Genomic DNA, 18,923 nt, shown 5'->3' on the forward strand with positions numbered 1-18,923 from the left:
GCAGCGGGCGCTGGACCGTACCGAGCAGCAGGGCCACCGCGAGCGCCCCGATGATGAGCAGCGCGGCGGCGGACAACAGGCCGAACAGCGGGTCGCCGGTCCGGCTGGTGTTCTCGGGGACGGTCACCATGGTGATCACGAAGAGACCGAGGCCGGTCGCGTCGGTGCTCTCGCCCGTCTCGGGCGCCGCGAGCGTCGCGTATCCGGCGACGGGGCGCTCCCCGCCGATCAGTGTGGTGCCGGTCAGGGACCCGCTGACCCCGGGGTAGCCACCGGAGCCGGGTTCCCTGGTGGTGAGCGGGTTCTGCCCGGCTGTCCCGGCGGAACGCTCGGCCAGGGCACGGAGTTGCTCCTCGGTCTGCCCCACCCCCACGTCGGGGGTGTCCGGGTCGTCCTCCTCATCGGGCGTCTGCGGGCCGTCGCTGCTGAGGACCGTACCGCCCGCGTCGGCCACGGCGATCGCCCGGAACGTGTCGAGGCTCACCCCGGGAACGTTCAGGCTGTTCGAGGTGATCAGCAACTGCTGGGGCAGACCGTCCCAGGACAGCAGGGCCAGGATGAGCAGCCGGGTCTCACCGTTCTCCAGCCGGATCAGCCGGGGGGCGAGACCGTCCTCGTCGGAGAGTCTCTCCAGGTCGACGGCGAGGAGCGGTACGTTCTCGCCGCGCGCGGCCAGCAGTCTGCCGGACGTGATCTCGACGACGGCCGAGCCGCGCCACTTCTGGTAGACGCTGCCGAGCTTGTCGAGAACGGTGTCGGCGGTGACCGGGCCGCCCGCGTTGAAGAGGGACGCGGTCCGCTCAAGGTCGGTGATCGATTCGTCCAGTGAGGCGCGGAGCGCGATCGCTCCGTCCTCGGCGAAGTGCTGTTGTGAGATCCGTACCGCCTCGGGGAGCGCCTCCGCTTCGCTCGGTCCCGGGGCGGTCCTGCCTAAGCCCAGGGCGGTGAGGCCGGACAGCACGAGGAGCAGGGCCGCGAGGACCGCTATGGGCGGGCGGACGCCCCCCAGGAGCGGCATACCGGCCCGTTCGCGGGCCCTGTGCCATCGCTTCGCAGGCGACATTGCCATGAGTACCTCCCTCAGTGTGGTGGGTCGGGTGGGGTGTGGCCGGCGCCGCGGCGGACGCGGACGGGCGTGCGTGAGTGCGCGAACGTGCGGGGATTACGGCTGCTCCTCCCGGAGCGCCAGGGCTCCGCGCCGCATGAGGCCGCGAGGTGGGTCCACGTAGTATTTTGTACACCGTATGCAACGTTCTTTGAACGTGAAAAACCGCAATCCCTGGCGAGCCCGCCGACGGGTGGCTTGATAGCGGTGGTGGCAGCCGGACGGGCGGACGAGGACACCCGCGACCCCGGGGCGTGTTGTACGCGCTCGACGGGCCCGCGCACGCTCGACGGGCCCGCGCACGCTCGACGGGCCCGCGCACGCTCGACGGGCCCGCGCACGCTCGACGGGCCCGCGCGCGGCGGGTCAGGTCACCGTCGTAGCCGGCAGATCTCGGCCGGAAGCGGGCCTCCGGCCGGGAGCCTCGGGGAGCGTGAGCACCATCGTGAGGCCGCCGCCGGGGGTGTCCTCGGCTTCGAGCGTGCCGCCCATGGCCTCGGCGAAGCCGCGGGCGACCGCGAGGCCCAGGCCCACACCGTTGCCGCGCGGGGAGTCGCCGTAGCGTTGGAAGGGCGCGAAGACGCGGTTCCTGGCCTCGTCGGGGACGCCAGGACCGCGGTCGACGACCCGTAGGTGCACGCGATCGGCGAGGACACTGGCCGAGATCACGACAGGCTCGTCGCCGGGGCTGTAATGGACGGCGTTCTCGACGATGTTGGCGACCACCCGTTCCAGCAGCCCCTTGTCGGTGGCCACCATGGGCAGCGTCTCGGGAATCTCCAGGACGACGCTGTTCTCCGGGTCCGGGATGCCGCCGAGCGCCGCGGGGACGACCTCGTCGAGGTCGATCTCGCGGATGAGCGGGGTGACCGTGCCTGTCTGGAGGCGGGACATGTCGAGGAGGTTGTCCACGAGGTGACCGAGCCGGCCGGTACCGTCCTCGATCGCCGCGAGGAGTTCGGCCCGGTCTTCCTCGGACCAGTCCACGTCGTCCGACCGGAGAGACGGGACCGCGGCCTTGATTCCGGACAGCGGGGTGCGCAGGTCGTGGCTGACGGCGGCGAGCAGGGCGGTGCGGATGCGGTCGCCCTCCGCCAGCTCCTTCGCCCGGCCGGCCTCGTGCTGGAGTCGCCTGCGGTCCAGGACCACGGCGGCCTGCGCGGCGAACGCGGCCAGTACGCGACGGTCCGAGGCGGGCAGGACCCGGCCCGACAGCGCGAGTGCCATGTGGTCGCCGACCGGCACGTCCACATCCGCGTCCTCCGGGCGGCCGACCACCCGGCGCGGGCCCGCACCGCCCGCATCGCCCCCGCTGTCCACGCTGCCCGCACAGGTCCAGGGAGAGACGTCGCTCTCGCGTTCCAGGAGCGCCACCGATTCCATGCCGAACGTCTCACGGACCCGTTCCAGCAGCGCGTCAAGACTGGTCTCGCCGCGCAGCACACTGCCCGCGAGGAAGGAAAGGATCTCCGACTCGGCGCGCAGCCGCGCCGCCTGCTGGGTCCGACGGGCCGCCAGATCCACCACCGAGGCGACGGACACCGCCACGGCCACGAAGATGATCAAGGCGAGGATGTTCTCCGGGTCGGCGATCGTGAGACGGTGCACCGGCGGGGTGAAGTACCAGTTGAGGAGCAGCGATCCGAACGCGGCCGAGGCGAGCGCCGGCAGCAGGCCGCCCAGCAGGGCCGCGGCCACGGTCAGTGTCAGGAACAGAAGCATGTCGTTCGCGAGACCGAGCCGCGGGCCGACGTGGGTGAGCAGCAGGGTCAGCGGTACGGGGCCGCCGATGCCGGCCGGCCGGCCCCAGAGGGTACGGGACCGGCGGAGCCGGGCGCCCCGGACGGCCGGCAGCCCGCGCCCCTTGCCCATGTCGTCGTGGGTCACCAGGTGGACGTCCAGATCCGGGCCGGAGTCCCGCGCCACCGTCGCACCGACACCCGGCCCGAAGACGTACCGCCATCCGTCGCGCCGGGACACCCCGAGGACGGTCCGCGTGGCGTTCACCCCGCGCGCGAACTCCAGCAGGGCCGAGGAGACATCGTCGCCGGCGACCTGATGGAAGGTGCCGCCCAGGTCCTCCACCAGGGCGCGCTGGGCGGCCAGTTCCCCGGGCGAGGCGGCGGCCGGCCCGTCACTCTTCGCGATGTGGACGGCCAGCACTTCACCGCCCGCGCTCTTCTCCGCGAGGCGCACCGCCCGGCGGATGAGCGCCCGGCGGATGAGCGTCCGGCCCTCCGGGCCACCGGTCAGCCCGACCACGATCCGCTCGCGCGAGCCCCGGATCCTGGACACGTGGTGTGCGCCGCGGTACTCGTTCAGGTACTCGTCCACCCGGTCGGCGACCCACAGCAGCGCCAACTCCCGGAGAGCGGTCAGGTTCCCGGGGCGGAAGTAGTTCGACAGGGCCGCGTCGACCTTGTCGTGCTGGTAGATGTTGCCGTGCGCCATCCGTCGCCGCAGCGCGGGCGGGGACATGTCGACCAGCTCGATCTGGGCCGCGCGCCGCACCACCTCGTCCGGCACGGTCTCCTGCTGCCGGACGCCGGTGATCGACTCGACGACATCGCCGAGCGACTCCAGGTGCTGGATGTTGACCGTCGAGATCACATCGATGCCGGCGGCGAGCAGCTCTTCGACGTCCTGCCAGCGCTTGGTGTTGCGCGAGCCGGGGATGTTCGTGTGGGGCAGCTCGTCGACCAGCGCCACCTGGGGGCGCCGGGCGAGGACGGCGTCGACGTCCATCTCGGTGAAGACGGTGCCGCGGTACCGCAGTTCCCTGCGCGGGATCTCCTCCAGGCCCTGGAGCATGACTTCGGTGCGCGGCCGGTGGTGATGCTCCACGAACGCCACTACGCAGTCCGTGCCCCGCTCGATACGGCGGTGCGCCTCGGACAGCATCGCGTACGTCTTGCCCACGCCCGGTGCCGCACCGAGGTAGATCCGGAGTCCGCCGCGTGCCATTTCTCGTCTCTCAGCACCTCTCCGGGAAGATCCGCTCCAGGATGAGACGGCCGACCGGGCAGCAGCCGACCGGGCAGCAGGCGACGACCCCTCCCACGACGTTCTCGGTGCTCGACGGCGCTCAACCCCTTCGCCTTCCGGGACACTTGTGGTCCCGCGCCCGGCGGTCCCGCTTCGCTCACCGAAGCGGTTGTGCGCCCCCGCGCACACCCTTCTTGACGTATCCCTGGCGCCGGGCACGGCAACACTGACGCCGACTTGACGTGCGCATGGCCGCGGTGCCCTCGGGCCGCCGCGTCCGTCCGCTTCCTCTCCGGGGAACGACAGGCCGGTGCGGAGTGTCAACTGCACACAGCGCGTGAGCAGTTGGACAAACGGAATGAGAGGCATCCGGATCGCTTGTCATCCGGCGAATGGCTCCTTTAGCGTTCTGCCCGTGGGATCACTCCCCCTACGCTTTTCCGGACAACTCGCACGTGTCGTAACCAGCGTGTCAGTTACGTGAACCGGCTCAACCCCCCCCACAATCCCGCGAGCGGGACCCCTGGCTCGTGGCCCACCGGTTCCGCACCGGAATCGCGGTGATCCCATCGACGGGCGGTGTCCCGAATCGCGCGGCGTCCTCGCCATGACTGGTGAGGCCTCATTTCCCGGTCCGCATCCCTTTACCTTACGGAAGGTTGCTGTGGTGGAATCCCCCAATCCGAGGAAGAGGTCCAAGGCCCCTGCAATGGGGCTGCTTTCCATACTCGTACTGGGCTCGGCGGCTGCCGTGGGTGTCGTCATGCCCGCGTCGGCGACGGTGACGGACACCTATGCGGGTGTCGGCACCTGGTTCGACAAAGTCGGCGACGCGGGCGGTGCCTGCGGCGTTCCGCCGGCCGAGATCGAGAGCAAGAACTTCGTGGCTCTCAATGTGTGGGACATGCCGAACGATTTCGCGGACAACCCTTCGCGACGGCCCATTCCCGCGGACAAGTCCGCTATCAAGGGAATGTACGACAACGGTCTCAACTGCGGGCGCTGGGTGCAGATCAAGCTCAGTGACTTCTGCAGCGTGGCCAACGGAGGCGCGGCGGGAGAAGGAATCTGCAGGGGCGGCACCTCAAAGCCCGACAAGTACAACGGGGCGACCCTCAACGCCGTCGTCACGGACAGCTGTGGCGACGGCAACGAATGGTGCCGGTCCGACAGGAACCATCTCGATATCTCACGGTACGGGGTCGGGCAGTTCACGATGCCCGACGGGAAGCCGGCCGGTGATCTGATCGGCGCGGGAGCCTGGAACAACCGCAAGATCGACTGGTCGTTCATTCCGGCCCCGGACTACAAGGGCGACATCAAACTCGCCTTCGCCGAAGGGGCCGAGGAGTACTATGCCCCGCTGATCATCAGCAATCTGCCCAACGGAATTCACGGCGTCGAGTACTTCGACGGCTCCACCTGGCGGCGGGCGGAGATGAACGGCGACAACGGCCAGCGTTACACCATCGAGGCGAACTCTCCGGCGAAGACGTCGTACACCATCCGCGTCATCGACGCGAACGGCGAACTCCTCAACGGTGGCCGCGAATACACCTTCGACCGTGCCGGCTGCGCCCAGGGCAGCGGCAAGTGCGGCCCCAGCCAGAACTACAACCCGGTGACCTACACCACCAAGGCCGGCAGCGGCGGTTAGAAGAATCCGCGGCACCCGGCTGCACCGCTCGACGGCTGCGGGGCGTGCCACAGCCCTGTGGCAGGCCCCCGCCCTCTTTTCTCTCATGGGAGCGTACAGATGAAACTCTTGTTCAGAACTGTCGTCGGGACGGCCATGGCCGCCCTGCTCTTCTTTCTCGTCGGCACCCCGAGCCCGGCCGCGGCCGGGGTCACGGCACCGACGTCCATCGTGTTCGACCCAGGACCCAAATACCGCTGCTTCGGCCTGGAGCGTGAGCCGGCCGGAGTCCCGGCGGCCACTCAGAACGATCTCCACGACACCTCCGGCTGCGGACCCGTGGACGACCCCCAGCGCAATGACTCCTCGTGTTATGGACGTTTCCCCTACACCGGTGCGTACGGAAAGACCTGTCCCGCCTGGGACTTCGTCACCTACGACTGGACCGGGGAGAGTTTCCGCAAGTACCCCGGATATGACACCCAGGTCTGGGGGAATTCCGGTTCACCACTGACCCTGACCATGCAGAACAATACGGCGGGCATCGGCGACTGCAAATACCGCGAGGTGGCGTTCTCGTACCACTACCCGTCGAGTTCGCTGCGCCGTCCCGCCGGCGGCGGTGAGTACAAATTCTCGGACGGACGGCTGAAGGTCTCCTACGACGCCTACGCGGAGCAGACCGGCGGGTTCGCCTGCGGGGAGAAGCGGGCGATCCTGACGACGGATCTGATCTACATGGCCAACGGCAAGAAGAACGTCATCTCGGTCGTTCACTTCAATCCCGGAAACTTCATCCCGCCGAACGGAGACGGCGTGATCTGGTCGAACAACTGCGCCGACGGGTGCCGTGTCACCGTGCCCGGTCAGCAGATTCCCGCGAAGGCCACCACCCGGGTATCGGTCGACTTCACGGAACTGGCCGCGAAATACGGAAAGTATCTCGGTCACAGCACCATTCCCACGGAATCAAACCTCCTCGCGGTCCAGCTGGTCAACAGCGTCACCGGGGCCGACCTCCAGACCAGGGTGTCCAATGCCTCGGTGACACTCGAACCTCTCACACGCTGACGCTCCGGCGCTTCTCCCGACGTAAGTGCAAGCGATCCCGAACGTTTGTCCATGGTTCCTGCGTCGAAATCACGCCACGGTAACCGGCATCACTTGCAGGAGAGGTGCTTCCATGGGTAAGCGGTTCACGGGCGTGACAGCGGCGCTCCTCGGAATGGCGCTGATCAGCGGATGCGGCGGCGGCAGCGCGTCCGGTGGCGACGGCGGTGAGGGCGCCGGAGGGAAGAAGACGCTGGAGTTCTGGGGCTGGGCGCCCGGGTATGAGAAGTCGGCCGCGCTGTGGAACGCCACTCACCCGGACGTCCAGGTCTCGTTCAAGACCATCCCGGCGGGAGCCAAGGGCGGCTACGAGAAGATGTTCTCCGCCGTCAAGGCGGGCAACGCGCCGTGTCTGGCGCAGGTGGGCTTCGAGTCCGTGCCGACATTCCTGGCGGAAGGCGCGCTGGAGAACATCGCCCCCCATGTCGGTGACACGGCGGAGCAGTTCTCCGACTTCGCCTGGAACCAGGTCTCCTACGGTGACCAGGTGATCGGTATTCCGGTCGATGTGGGCCCGCAGGCACTGTTCTACCGCAAGGACGTGTTCGCGAAGTTCGGTATCGCCCCGCCCGCCACCTGGGCGGAGTTCAAGGCGGCGGCGGAGAAGCTGCGCAAGGCCGACTCCTCGTACGCGCTCACGAACTTCTCCACGGAGAGCTACTGGTTCGGCGGGCTGGTGAGCCAGGCGGGCGGGCAGTGGTTCCGTACCACCGGCGACTCCTGGAAGGTGGGCTTCGACGGCCCCGAGAGCAAGAAGGTGGCCGACTACTGGCAGGACCTCGTCGACCGGAAGCTGGTGACCACCGAGACCCCGTGGAGCCCCGAGTGGCTGAAGGGCCTGTCCAGTGGCAGGACGGCCGCCGCCGTCGGCGCGGTGTGGATGGCCGGGGTGCTGACGGAGAACGCCAAGGACAGCGCCGGAAAATGGGCGGTCGCGCCCATGCCCCAATGGGAGAAGGGCGGCAAGGCCGCGGGCAACGAGGGCGGCTCGACCACGGCCGTGGTCAAGGGGTGTGAGAACACCAAGGAGGCCGCGGAGTTCGCCACATGGATGAGCACCGATCCCAAGAGCCTCGCCAACCTCATCACCGTCACCGGGATCTACCCGGCGGCGACGAGCGGGCGGGATCTCCCCGAGGCCAACAAGCCGGTGAAGTACTTCGGCGGCCAGAAGATCTATGACGTGTTCAACGAGGCCGCCGCGCGGACCGATCCCGACTGGAAGTGGGGACCCGTGATGACCCAGGCCGCCACCACCTTCCAGGACGCCTTCGGCAAGGCCGTCGGCGACGGGTCCTCGTTCTCCGGCACGCTCGACCTGGTCCAGGACAAGGTCGTCGCCGATTACCGGGCCAAGGGCCTGTCGATCGCCGACTGACACCGGCGGGCACGGGGTTTCGCACTCCGCGCCTGCCTTCCCACCTGGCCTGGAAGGAGTCTCATGGTGGTGGCCACAGAACACACGACGGCCGGCGGGCGGGCGACGGACCCGCCGCCGGCCCGGCAGGGGACAGGAACCGGTACGGCTCCGGCCCCCGCGGCGGGACCGGGTGTGCGCCGGTCCCGTACCCGAGCGGGCGTGATGCTGCTCGTACCGTTCCTCGCCCTCTTCACCTGGGTGTACGTCCTGCCCATCGGATTCGCGCTGTACCAGAGCCTGTTCCGGCAGGAACGCTCCGGGCTGGGCCTGCAAGCACCGGAACGCGTCTTCGCCGGGCTCGGCAACTACAGCCGTGTCCTGACGGACGACGCGGTCATCGCGGGCGTCGGGCGGGTGCTCCTGTTCGGTGTCGTGCAGGTGCCCGTCATGCTCGGACTCGCTCTGCTGCTCGCGCTGTTGCTGGACAGCGCGGTCGTCCGGTTCGCGGGCTTCTTCAAACTCGCGTTCTTCCTGCCGTACGCGGTCCCCGGCGTCATCGCGGCGATCCTGTGGGCGTTTCTCTATCTGCCGTCCTTCAGCCCGCTGCGCGGCGCGCTGGACATCGACTTCCTGGCGCCGGGCACGGTGTTGTGGTCCACGGCCAACGTGGTCACCTGGTCATGGACGGGCTACAACATGATCATCATCTACACGGCGCTCCAGGCGGTGCCCCGGGAGCTGTACGAGGCCGCCCGCATGGACGGCGCCTCCCCCCTGCGAATCAACCTCAGCGTCAAGATCCCGCTGGTCAGGCCCGCTATCGTACTGACCGGACTCTTCTCCCTCATCGGCTCGCTCCAGCTGTTCAACGAACCGTCCGTCATACGGACCATCACCACCAACGTGACCAGCACCTACACGCCCGCCATGGCCGCCTACCAGGCCGCCTTCGGCGCCAATGACTACCACTACGCCGCCGCGATCGCCGTACTGCTGGCGCTGACCACCTGCCTGCTGTCCTTCCTCTTCTTCAAGCTCACGGAACGGAGGGCACGGTGAAGCGCGCGTCGCTGCCCGGCCAGGTCATCGCCACCTTCGGGATGTTCGTCGTCGGCGTCTACTTCCTGCTGCCGGTCTGGTGGCTGACGGTGTCGTCGACCAAGTCCAGCTCCGCGCTGTTCGACAGCAACGCCTTCTGGTTCTCCGACCAGTTCTCGCTGCCCGAGAACATCCGGCAGGTCTTCGCCTGGCAGGACGGTGTGTTCGCCCGGTGGCTGCTCAACAGCCTGCTCTACGCGGGCGGTGGCGCCCTGGCCGGCACACTTCTGGCGGCCGCGGCCGGCTTCGCCCTCGCCAAGCTCCCCTTCCGCGGCAGCGCCGGCCTCTTCACCGTCATCATCGCCGCACTCCTCATCCCGGCGCCGCTGCTCGCGCTTCCCCAGTACCTGCTGGCCTCCTCGGTCAGTCTCGACAACACCTTCTGGGCCGTGTTCATCCCGAGTGTGGTCAGCCCCTTCGGTGTGTACCTCGCCAAGGTGTACGCGGCGGACTCCGTCCCCGACGAACTGCTCGACGCGACGCGGGTGGACGGCTCCGGTGAGATACGGGCGTTCTGGACGGTCGGACTGCGGCTCATGTCGCCCGCCCTGGTCACGATCTTCCTGTTCCAGTTCGTGGCCATCTGGAACAACTTCTTCCTGCCCCTGGTCATGCTCGCGGACAACAGCCTGTGGCCGGCCACGCTCGGGCTCTTCTTCTGGAACAGCGCGCAGAACCAGACCTTCTACCACCTGACCATCACGGGTTCGCTGATCTCCGTGCTCCCGCTGATCGTGGCCTTCCTCGGGCTCAACCGTTACTGGCGCTCGGGCCTCGCCGACGGAGCAGTGAAGGCGTAGCGCCCTCGCCCGTACCCCTCCCGATCAGTCCCTACCACGCCGAACAGTCCCTACAACACTGCGGAGCAAGTACGTGAGACGCATCCCTGTCATCATCGCGATGGCGGTCGCGGCCGGAGGTCTGGGGGCCCCACCGGTCTCCGCCGCCGTGCCGGCCCTGCCGTCCGCGTCCGTGTCATCGGCGGTCACGATCAGCTCGCCCGAGCTGGCCGTCGAGGTGGACCCGGACTTCCCCCGCGTCATCGGATACCTGACGCGCGACGGAGCACCACTCGACGGCCAGTCCCGGGCCCTCGACCGACTGCGGATCAACGGCGAGGAGTACAAGCCCGCGATGAAGGCGACGCCCGCCGCGGACCGGATCGACTACCGGATGACCGTGGACGAGCTGGACCTGACGGTCGTCGCCCGGCTCTCCGTCGCCGACAGCGTGCTGACATTCGAGGTCACCGACGTCGAGGAACGCGGCAGCGCCAAGGTCACCACGCTCGCGATCCCGGACCAGTCCATCGTCTCCGGCAAGCCCGGCGAGCAGCTCACCTCGGTCCGGACGCGCAGCACCTATCAGGGCGCCGGAGACAAGTGGGACACGTATCAGTCCGTCTCCGACGCCAAGACCGACGAGACCCCGCAGAAGACCAATGTGGCCATCGTCAACTCCTCGCGCGCCGCGGCGGCCGTCTGGTCCTCCTCCATCAGTACCTTCGGGCCGCTGCTGCGTCAGACCACCGGCACCGGCGCCGACAAGCGCTCCGGTGTCTGGAGCAACACCTGGACCTACCGGGGCCCCGACGGCGAGAAGGTCGTCCCGCCCGAACTGAAGGTCGCCGTGACCGGCGAGAGCAATGACGACGGCCGGGTCGACTGGCAGGACGGCGCGATCGCCTACCGCGAGATCGCCCCGAAGCCCAAGGGCGGCGAGGACGTCGCCGGCACGCCCGTGAGCTATATCTCCATGAACTTCATGAGCGGCGCCCAGAACCCCTTCCTGCGCGCGCTCGACAATGTGAAGAAGGGATACCTCGCCACCGACGGGCTCGGGCAGTCGATCCAGCTCAAGGGGTACGGAGGCGAGGGCCACGACTCCTCCCACCCCGACTACGCCGGCCACTACAACAACCGCGCGGGCGGCCTCAAGGACCTCAACACACTGGCGAACAGCGCCGGGAAGTACGGGGCCAAGATCGGTGTGCATCTCTCGCAGGAGGGCCAGCTGCTGGAGTCCGAGGCGTTCCGCTGGGACCGGCTCGACTCCACCAAGCCGTGTTATTTCTGGTCGGACGCACACTACTGTTTCAACAAGTCCAAGGACCTCTCGGGACCGCACGCCGAGCGCGTGAAGCAGCTGAAGAAGGAGGTCCCCGGCCTCGATTTCGTCTACAACGACGCGTTCTTCGGCGAGGACTGGGACGCCTGGAAGCTCGCCAAGAACTACAACGACAACGGCCTGGCCCTGCACACCGAGTGGCCGTCGTATCTGTGGCCCTACGTCACCTGGTACCACCAGTCCGCCGACTATCCCGACAACGGCGTCAACAGCGACATCCTGCGCTTTGTCTACAACGGGGTCACGGACGCCTGGGTGCAGAAGGGCAACGAGCTGCTGGGGGGCGTCAACAGTGACGGCATAGGCGACTGGCACGGCGAACACGACGTCAACCGGTGGCTGGAGACCGTCTACTCGCGGAACCTGCCCACCAAGTATCTGCAGAACTTCGAGATCACCAACTGGTCCGACGACAAGATCGACCTGTCCGGTGGCGTCACGACCGCCAAAGTCGACGGCAAGGTCCGCTACACGCAGGGCGGGCGCACCATACTCGACGGGGACGCCTACCTGCTGCCCTGGCCCGCTTCGAAGACCGAGAAGACCGAGAAGACCGAGAAGACCGAGAAGTCCGAGGGAGCCGAGAAGTCCGAGAAGGCGTACCACTGGAACGCGGACGGCGGCACCACCAGCTGGAAGGTCCCCCCGTCCTGGCGCCAGAACGGCGGCTACGACCTGTACGAGCTCAGCGACACGGGCCGCAAGAGCCTGGGCAAGGCCGAGGTGCGCGACGGTACGGTCACACTCACGGCGAAGGCCAAGACCCCCTACCTGCTGGTCCCGCAGAAGCAGAAGCCGACGCTCCGGAAAGTGACGTTCGGTGAGGGCGGCCCGCTGGTCAACCCCGGCTTCACCAGCGGCGATCTGACGGGCTGGAAGGGCACCAACGCCAAGGTCGAGCGGGACGGCCGCGGCTGGCCCGAGCTGCGCGTCTCCGGCACGGGCCAGGCCACCCAGCGGAGCGACAAGCTGGCCGCCGGCACCTACACGGCCGCCGTATGGACGACGACAGCTCCCGGCCGGCGCGCCGCACTGCGTGTCAACGGCAGGGAGACCTGGATCGACACCACGCCCCCGGCGCTGAAGGACGCGGACAGCCATCTGTCGGGCATGCCGTACCAGAAGCTCAAGGTCGTCTTCACCGTCGGCGAGGACGGGCGCGCGGACGTGAAGCTGTCAGCGGGCCCGGGGGAGGGCTCCACCGCGTTCACCGACGTACGCATCGTCCGTACCGACGGAGCCACTCCCACCCAGTTCACCGAGAACTTCGAGGCGGTGGACCAGGGGTTCGGCCCCTTCATCCTGACGCAGGCGGGCGAGGCCGGAATCCATCTGGCCGAGGCCAACCCCGGCTACACCAGGGACGCGCTGCGGGACACGTTCTCCCTGAAGATCGCCGAGAAGAACACCGGAGTGAAGCTCCAGACCTGGCCGGGCAGCATGCGCTTCCAGCCGGACCGCGCCTACCGCGTACGGTTCGACTACGCGGCGGACAGCGCGGACACCTTCGAGTTCCTCGTACGCTCCGGCGAGAAGCCGGTGGTCACCGAGCCGCTCCGGGCCACCACCGACCGGTCGCTGGACAGCCCGCCCCCGGCCGGTGACCCCGAGCCGTCGGGCTGGACGGACTCCCTGCCACCCCAGGGCCCGGCTCCGGTCCGGAGCGCGGACCTGACGTTCACCACCGGTGGCTGCGCCGAGGTGAATCTCGCCCTGAGCCAGGTCTCCGAGGGCAAGGGCGGTGACTTCCCCCCGTCGATGTCCTTCGACAACCTCGTGGTGGAGGACCTCGGCAAGGCCGCGGGCTCCGAGTGCGGCGCGCCGACCTCGGTGTCCTTCGCGCCCGACGAGGTGTCTCCCGAGGGAGCCACCGAGGCCAAGGTGACCGTCGAGAACCGCAGCGGTGAGCCGATGACCGGTGTGCAGGTCGATCTGACGGTCCCCGAGGGCTGGCGTGCCGACGCCGGGACGCCCACCACGATCGACAGCGTTCCGGCGCACGGGAAGAGCACCGTCACCTACCGGGTCACGCCCGCCGCGAACGCCAAGAACGGTGTGGTGCGCACGGCGGCCTCGTACACCTGGAACGGGGCGAAGCTGCGGACGAGCGCCGAAGTCGACGTCCCCGTCGTCTATCCGGGGCTGGCCGAGGCGTTCGACACCGTCGGTACGACCGACACCGCCACCGCGGACAAGGGCGCGCTCGACGACCAGGGCCGCAGCTTCGACCGTGCCGCGCTGGAGGCCGCCGGTCTCACCCCCGGTGGCAAGAAGACCGTGGACAACATGGAGTTCACCTGGCCGGACACCCGGCCCGGCGAGAAGGACAACGTCTCCGCCAGGGGCCAGACGGTACGGACCACCGCCAAGGGCGTGCTCGGCGTGCTGGGTACGGCCACGGCCGGAGCGGCCGGCGACCTGATCGTCCGGTACACCGACGGGACCACTTCGACGGCCCAACTCGGCCTGCCCGCCTGGACGTCCACGGACCGAGGGGCCTACGGAGCGCGCGCGGTCGCCACGACGAAGGTGAGGAACTCGCCCAACGGCCCGCAGAACGGCGACTCCACCGTCTTCTACAACAGTGTGCCGCTCGACCCGGGCAAGACGGTCAGGTCCATCACCCTGCCGACCGAGGCGAATCTCCATGTGTTCGCCCTCGCGTCCCGTGACTACGTCACCTCGCCCAAGGCCGACGTCTACGCGAGCGACCTCGCCTGGAAGAGCGCGTCCAGTGCCTGGGGACCCGTCGAGCGCGACCACGCCATCGGCGAGAACAAGGCCAACGACGGCGACGCCATCCGGATCAACGGCGAGGTCTACGAGAAGGGCCTGGGCGCGCACGCGCCCTCGGAGGCGGTCTACGACCTCGGCGGCGGCTGCTCCGGGTTCACGGCCCGCATCGGTCTGGACGACAAGTCCGGTTACGGCACCGTGGGGTTCTCCGTGGTCGCGGACGGCAGGACGCTCTACACCAGCCCTCTGGTGAACCGCACCACCAAGACCATCGACCTCGACCTCGACCTCGGCGGCGCCAAGGAGGTCAAGCTCGTCACCACGGACGGAGGAGACGGCAACTCCAGCGATCACAGTGCCTGGGGTGACGCGATGTTCCGCTGCGGCTGACCCCTGGGACTTCGCCCCGCCGATCAGCTGACCGGCGGGGCGAAGTGCTGTGACGGATCCGGTGGCGGCGCGGAACGGAACCTTACGTTCTCGCAACACCCCGTGCGGAACGGTTCGGGAACGCATGCCGGGACAGGACGCCCCCGGCCGTATGGAGTTGAGCCGAAGGGGACTGCCGTGGCGCTGCCGTACCTGCAGTGGATGCACTACCTCACGCCCGGTCCCACGCACCGCCGGCTCGGCCTGATGTGTCTCGGCGTGGGCCACCAGGACGGCCTGCTGCCCACGGTGGGCCCCCGTGCGCTCCCGCACCACGTCGCCGTCGTCGTCTCCCGGGGCTCCGGCTGGTTCCGTACGGTGGACGGGCCCACGCTCGATGTGGTGGCGCCAGCGGTGCTCTGGCTCCGCCCGCACGTGGTGCACCACTACGGGGTCAACGACCCCGGATGGACCGAGTGGTTCATCGACTTCACCGGTCAGGCCGCCGAGGCGTACGAGGCGCTCGGCTTCATCGAGACCGACGCACCGGTCTCGGCCCTGACGAACGCCGAACCCGCGGTACGCGCCATCAGCAGGGTCGCCCAGGCGTGCCGCAGGGGAAGCCCGTATCTGGAGACCGAGACGTCCGCGCTCGTCCATGAGGTCCTGCTCGCCCTCCGCCGGGAGCGGGCCGACGAGTCCTCACGGTACGGAATGGTGCTTTCCGGCCTGACGCGGGACGCCTGTCTGGCCGTCTCGATCGCGGAGCACGCCAGGCGTCTGGGGGTGTCGGTCGCCGAACTGCGCGAGGTGGTACGGCGCCTGGCCGGCTCCACACCGAAGGACTTCGTGATGACGATCCGCCTCGGCAGGGCCAAGGAAATGCTGGCCACGACAGATCTGCCGGTCTCGTCGATAGCGCGCCGCGTCGGCTACGACGATCCCGCCTACTTCACCCGCGTCTTCAACCGGCGGGTGGGCCTTTCGCCCAGTGGCTTCCGCGACCAGCAGCAGCGTGGCTTCCTCGTACGGGACGGCGAGAAGGCATGAGCCGGCCGCGGCAGGCTCAGGACGCGGGGGCGCCCAGCCGTCGCAGCAGACGGGCCACCTCGACGGCCATCGCCTCGCGGGCAGGACCGAGATAGCGGCGCGGGTCCACCACGGCGGGCCCGGCGTCGAGCGTCGCCCGCACCGCCCCCGTGAAGACCGTGTTCAGATGGGTCGACATATTGATCTTCTTCATCCCGGCGTCCACGGCCGCCGCGAGTGTCGCGTCATCGGCCCCTGACGAGCCGTGCAGCACCAGCGGCACCGGTACGGCGGTGTGCAGCGCGCGTACGAGGTCGAGATCCACCGCGGCGGTGCGCTCGGTCATCTGATGGGACGTGCCGACCGCGACGGCCAGGGCGTCGACGCCGGTGTCGGCGACGAACCGCGCCGCCTCGCCCGGCTCCGTCCGGACACCCGGCGCGTGCGCGCCGTTCTTGCCGCCGATCTCACCCAGTTCCGCCTCGACGAACACACCGCGTTCATGGCACCACCGGGCGATCTCCCGGGTCAGGGCCACGTTCCGCTCCCAGGGCAGGTGCGCCCCGTCGTACATGACGGAGGTGAAGCCGCACGCCACGGCCTCCTCGATCAGCTCGACCCGGGTGGCATGGTCCAGATGGAGCGCCACGGGCACCCGCGCGGTGTCGGCGGCCGCGCGGGCCGCCGCGGCCAGCGGCGCGAGCGCGCCGCGGTAGGCCACGGCGTTCTCGCTGATCTGCGCGATCACCGGCAGCCCGGCACGCTCGGCGCCGTCGACGACCGCTTCGAGCTGCTCGATGAGCACGACGTTGAAGGCGCACGCCGCGAGCGGCGTGGCGTCGAGAACTCGCTGCGTGGGAGTGAGGGGCATGAGACACGTCCTGACCGGGAGAGGGAGGTTCGGGAGCTTCAGCCGAAGGGGTCGAGAACGACCGAGCGGGAGAGATGGGCGGGCCGGTCGGGATCCCGGCCTGTGGCCTCGGCGAGACGGACGGCGAGCCTCTGCGCGAGGACCAGTTCGGCCAGCGGGTCCAGCCGCGTGCGGCGTACGTACGCGCCGGTGGCCGCGACCCGGCGGGCCAGTGAGTCCGGCACGGGGGCGAGGCTCCACACGGCCCGGCCCCGGCGGGCCACGGCCATGGGGCCGTGCCGGTATTCCATGGCGGAGTACGACTCCGTCCAGTGGGCCGCCGCCCCGCGCACCTTCAGCGCCGCCTCGTGGGCGATGCCCATGCTCCAGTCGGCGCCGAGGAAGGTGATCTGGCCGGCCCGGACCAGCTCGCCGGGCAGCGGCGCGCTGAGCGCGGTGGCCGCGTCGGCGAGCACGCGAGCGGTGGGCAGGCCGAGATGGGCCCGCAGCAGCATCAGTTCGGTGGTGGCGAACCGCGTCTGCACCACGGACCGTTCGTCGGCGTAGTCCAGGCAGATCACGTCATGGGCCAGGGCCGCCGCCGGGGAGTCCGCGACGGCCGTGATCGTGGTGATGCGCGCCCGGGGCCCGGCGCCCCTGAGCGCCGACAGGACCTCGGTGGTGGTGCCGGACCGGCTCAGGGCGAGGATCCGGTCGTAGGGCCGGAGCAGCTTCGCCTCGGACGCCGGATAGATGTCGGTGACGCCGTGACCCGCGCCCTCGCGCAGCCGCGCGTAGGACTGGGCCATGAACAGCGACGTGCCGCAGCCGATGACCGCGACCCGCTCGTCCGGAGCGGGCAACGCCGGTGCGTGGAGCGGCAGTTCGCGTACCACCCGCTCCCAGCACTCCGGCTGGGTGGCGATCTCGTCGCTGGTGTGGGACATGGTTCTCCCTGGGAGTCGGGCACGGAGAGCACCGCTCAGCGAGCGGTGAGGTGGGCCAGGGCTTCTGTCCAGGTGGGCTGCGCGGTGGCGCCGCCGCGGCCCCGGGTCGACAGCGCACCGCACACGGCCGCGATGTCGAGCGCGTCGGCCGGCGGCCGGCCCGCCAGCCGTGCGGCGATGAATCCGGCGTTGAAACTGTCGCCCGCGCCGATGGAGTCCTGAGGTGTCACCCGGATCCCGGCCGTGGCGAGCAGTGTGTCGCCGTCATGGCACAGGGCACCCTCCGCGCCGTTCTTGACGGCCACCAACGGGCCGCGCCGCGCGAGGAGTTGTGCCGCCGTCGGGACGCAGGCGCCGTCGGTGCCGGCCAGCCGGCCCGCCTCGTACGCGTCGGGCAGCAGCAGGTCGGTACCGGCGAGGACGGGCGCGAGCGCGGTGTGATCCCAACCGCCCGAGGGGTCGTCGTTGGTGTCGAGCGACGTTGTCACACCGGCGGCCTGCGCGGCCCCGAACAACTGCGGCAGATCCGCCGCCAGTTTCGGCATGAGGAAGAAGGAGGCGGTGTGGACATGCCCTGACGTGGTCAGCAGCCGTTCGGGCACGTCGTATCCGGTGGTGGCGGCCAGCACGCCCGGCGCGGTGACCATGGCACGGTCGCCTCCCCGCGTCACGACCACGGTGAGCGGTGTGGGCAGTGTGTCGTCCACGCGCAGCGCGTTGGTGTTCACACCGTGCGCCGCGAGCCGGTCGCGGACGTAGGCACCGGCGTCGTCGTCACCGACGCGGCCGGCGAAGGCCACGCGCAGCCCCAGCCGGGCGGCGCCGCAGGCGGTGATGGCGGCGGACCCGCCGAGGGTCAGGGTGCCGCCGTCGACGAGCTGTTCGCGCCGGCCGAAGGCGAGCGGTGCGTCGAGCGGACCGAGGATGACATGCGGGTTGGCGTCCCCGATGGCAAGCAGGTCGAAGGTTGGCGGCATACGGCCTCCTGTGGGGGGTGGGAGAGCGGAGGGTGCGTGGAGGGCGGGCGGCACGGGCGCGGTGGTCGTTGCGGTGCCCCGCGCCACCCCCGGGTGCGGTGTCGCGTACCCCTGCCGGCGAGTTCTCCACGTCGGCACGTCACGGAGTAAATCGGCTGCTTTTGGTCACGTCAACGGCCGAAAACCGCCCAATTGTCATTTGTGCAAGCGTCTGAATTCAGAAGTGAAAGCACCCGCCGGGGCCCGCCGCTGTCGGTGCCCCGCGGTGCCGGGCGGGGCGGGCCGGACGGGCCGGGCGGGCCGGGCGGCGCTTGGCTCGGCCGTGATCGCCGGATACGCTCTCCAGCAGAACCGGCCGACCGCGATCCGCTCGCGGCGCCGCTCGGGCCGCTCGGGGGATCGCCTCGACAGCGGTGATCGGCGCGAGCGGCCCGAGTGTGTCCAGCGCTACGAGCCGCGCGTGCGCCCCCGACCGTGACGCCGGCGGAGGAGGGCGGAGACGTGCGCGTACTCGTCGTGGAGGACGAGCCGCTGATGGGGCGGGCTCTGGTGGCGGGGCTGCGCCGTGAGGCCATGGCGGTGGATCTGGTGACC

11 protein-coding genes and 2 pseudogenes are annotated in these 18,923 nt (G+C 69.6%); 8 read left to right on the forward strand and 5 right to left on the reverse strand.

What is annotated here, in order from left to right:
• Both ACZ7LS_RS36515 and ACZ7LS_RS36520 read right to left on the reverse strand, forming a co-directional pair.
• A pseudogene (locus tag ACZ7LS_RS36515) lies at positions 1–1,069 on the reverse strand (HAMP domain-containing protein); the annotation flags it as partial.
• A 402-nt stretch (positions 1,070–1,471) separates the two neighbouring features.
• A complete protein-coding gene (locus tag ACZ7LS_RS36520) occupies positions 1,472–4,069 on the reverse strand; it encodes a sensor histidine kinase (RefSeq protein WP_385137256.1) in 2,598 nt (865 codons plus the stop codon).
• Positions 4,070–4,799: 730 nt separating this feature from the next.
• Between ACZ7LS_RS36520 and ACZ7LS_RS36525 the strand changes: the two genes are divergently transcribed.
• The 7 genes from ACZ7LS_RS36525 (at position 4,800) to ACZ7LS_RS36555 (ending at position 15,576) form a co-directional block, all read left to right on the forward strand.
• Complete coding sequence (locus tag ACZ7LS_RS36525) at positions 4,800–5,747, forward strand: RlpA-like double-psi beta-barrel domain-containing protein (protein ID WP_385137257.1); 948 nt, start codon at positions 4,800–4,802, stop codon at positions 5,745–5,747.
• Between the two features lie 99 nt (positions 5,748–5,846).
• Positions 5,847–6,797, forward strand: coding sequence for a hypothetical protein (locus ACZ7LS_RS36530; RefSeq protein WP_385137259.1), 951 nt, complete (start codon positions 5,847–5,849; stop codon positions 6,795–6,797).
• Between the two features lie 112 nt (positions 6,798–6,909).
• On the forward strand, positions 6,910–8,214 hold the full coding sequence (locus ACZ7LS_RS36535; protein WP_382676169.1) for an ABC transporter substrate-binding protein: 1,305 nt from the start codon (positions 6,910–6,912) through the stop codon (positions 8,212–8,214).
• A gap of 69 nt (positions 8,215–8,283) precedes the next feature.
• On the forward strand, positions 8,284–9,255 hold the full coding sequence (locus ACZ7LS_RS36540; RefSeq protein ID WP_382525805.1) for a carbohydrate ABC transporter permease: 972 nt from the start codon (positions 8,284–8,286) through the stop codon (positions 9,253–9,255).
• Positions 9,252–10,094 carry a carbohydrate ABC transporter permease gene (locus ACZ7LS_RS36545; protein WP_385137261.1) on the forward strand — a complete coding sequence of 281 codons (843 nt, stop codon included), beginning with the start codon at positions 9,252–9,254 and terminating at the stop codon, positions 10,092–10,094. Before ACZ7LS_RS36540 ends, ACZ7LS_RS36545 begins: the two co-directional genes overlap by 4 nt.
• Before the next feature lie 73 nt (positions 10,095–10,167).
• Positions 10,168–14,547: an endo-alpha-N-acetylgalactosaminidase family protein gene (locus ACZ7LS_RS36550; RefSeq protein WP_385137263.1), complete on the forward strand. Its 4,380-nt coding sequence runs from the start codon at positions 10,168–10,170 to the stop codon at positions 14,545–14,547.
• A gap of 177 nt (positions 14,548–14,724) precedes the next feature.
• A complete protein-coding gene (locus ACZ7LS_RS36555) occupies positions 14,725–15,576 on the forward strand; it encodes a helix-turn-helix domain-containing protein (protein WP_382879163.1) in 852 nt (283 codons plus the stop codon).
• Between the two features lie 16 nt (positions 15,577–15,592).
• On the opposite strand, the gene ACZ7LS_RS36560 is transcribed toward ACZ7LS_RS36555, so the two are convergent.
• The 3 genes from ACZ7LS_RS36560 to ACZ7LS_RS36570 are packed head-to-tail and all read right to left on the reverse strand — an operon-like array spanning position 15,593 to position 18,329.
• Positions 15,593–16,426: a class II fructose-bisphosphate aldolase gene (locus tag ACZ7LS_RS36560; protein WP_382676181.1), complete on the reverse strand. Its 834-nt coding sequence runs from the start codon at positions 16,424–16,426 to the stop codon at positions 15,593–15,595.
• A gap of 38 nt (positions 16,427–16,464) precedes the next feature.
• Positions 16,465–17,352 (reverse strand): SIS domain-containing protein, encoded by an 888-nt coding sequence (locus tag ACZ7LS_RS36565; protein ID WP_385137265.1) that lies wholly within the window; start codon positions 17,350–17,352, stop codon positions 16,465–16,467.
• Between the two features lie 35 nt (positions 17,353–17,387).
• Complete coding sequence (locus ACZ7LS_RS36570) at positions 17,388–18,329, reverse strand: carbohydrate kinase family protein (protein ID WP_382525815.1); 942 nt, start codon at positions 18,327–18,329, stop codon at positions 17,388–17,390.
• A gap of 501 nt (positions 18,330–18,830) precedes the next feature.
• Between ACZ7LS_RS36570 and ACZ7LS_RS36575 the strand changes: the two are divergent.
• A pseudogene (locus ACZ7LS_RS36575) lies at positions 18,831–18,923 on the forward strand (response regulator transcription factor); the annotation flags it as partial.

The organism is Streptomyces sp. NPDC039430, from assembly GCF_055639435.1.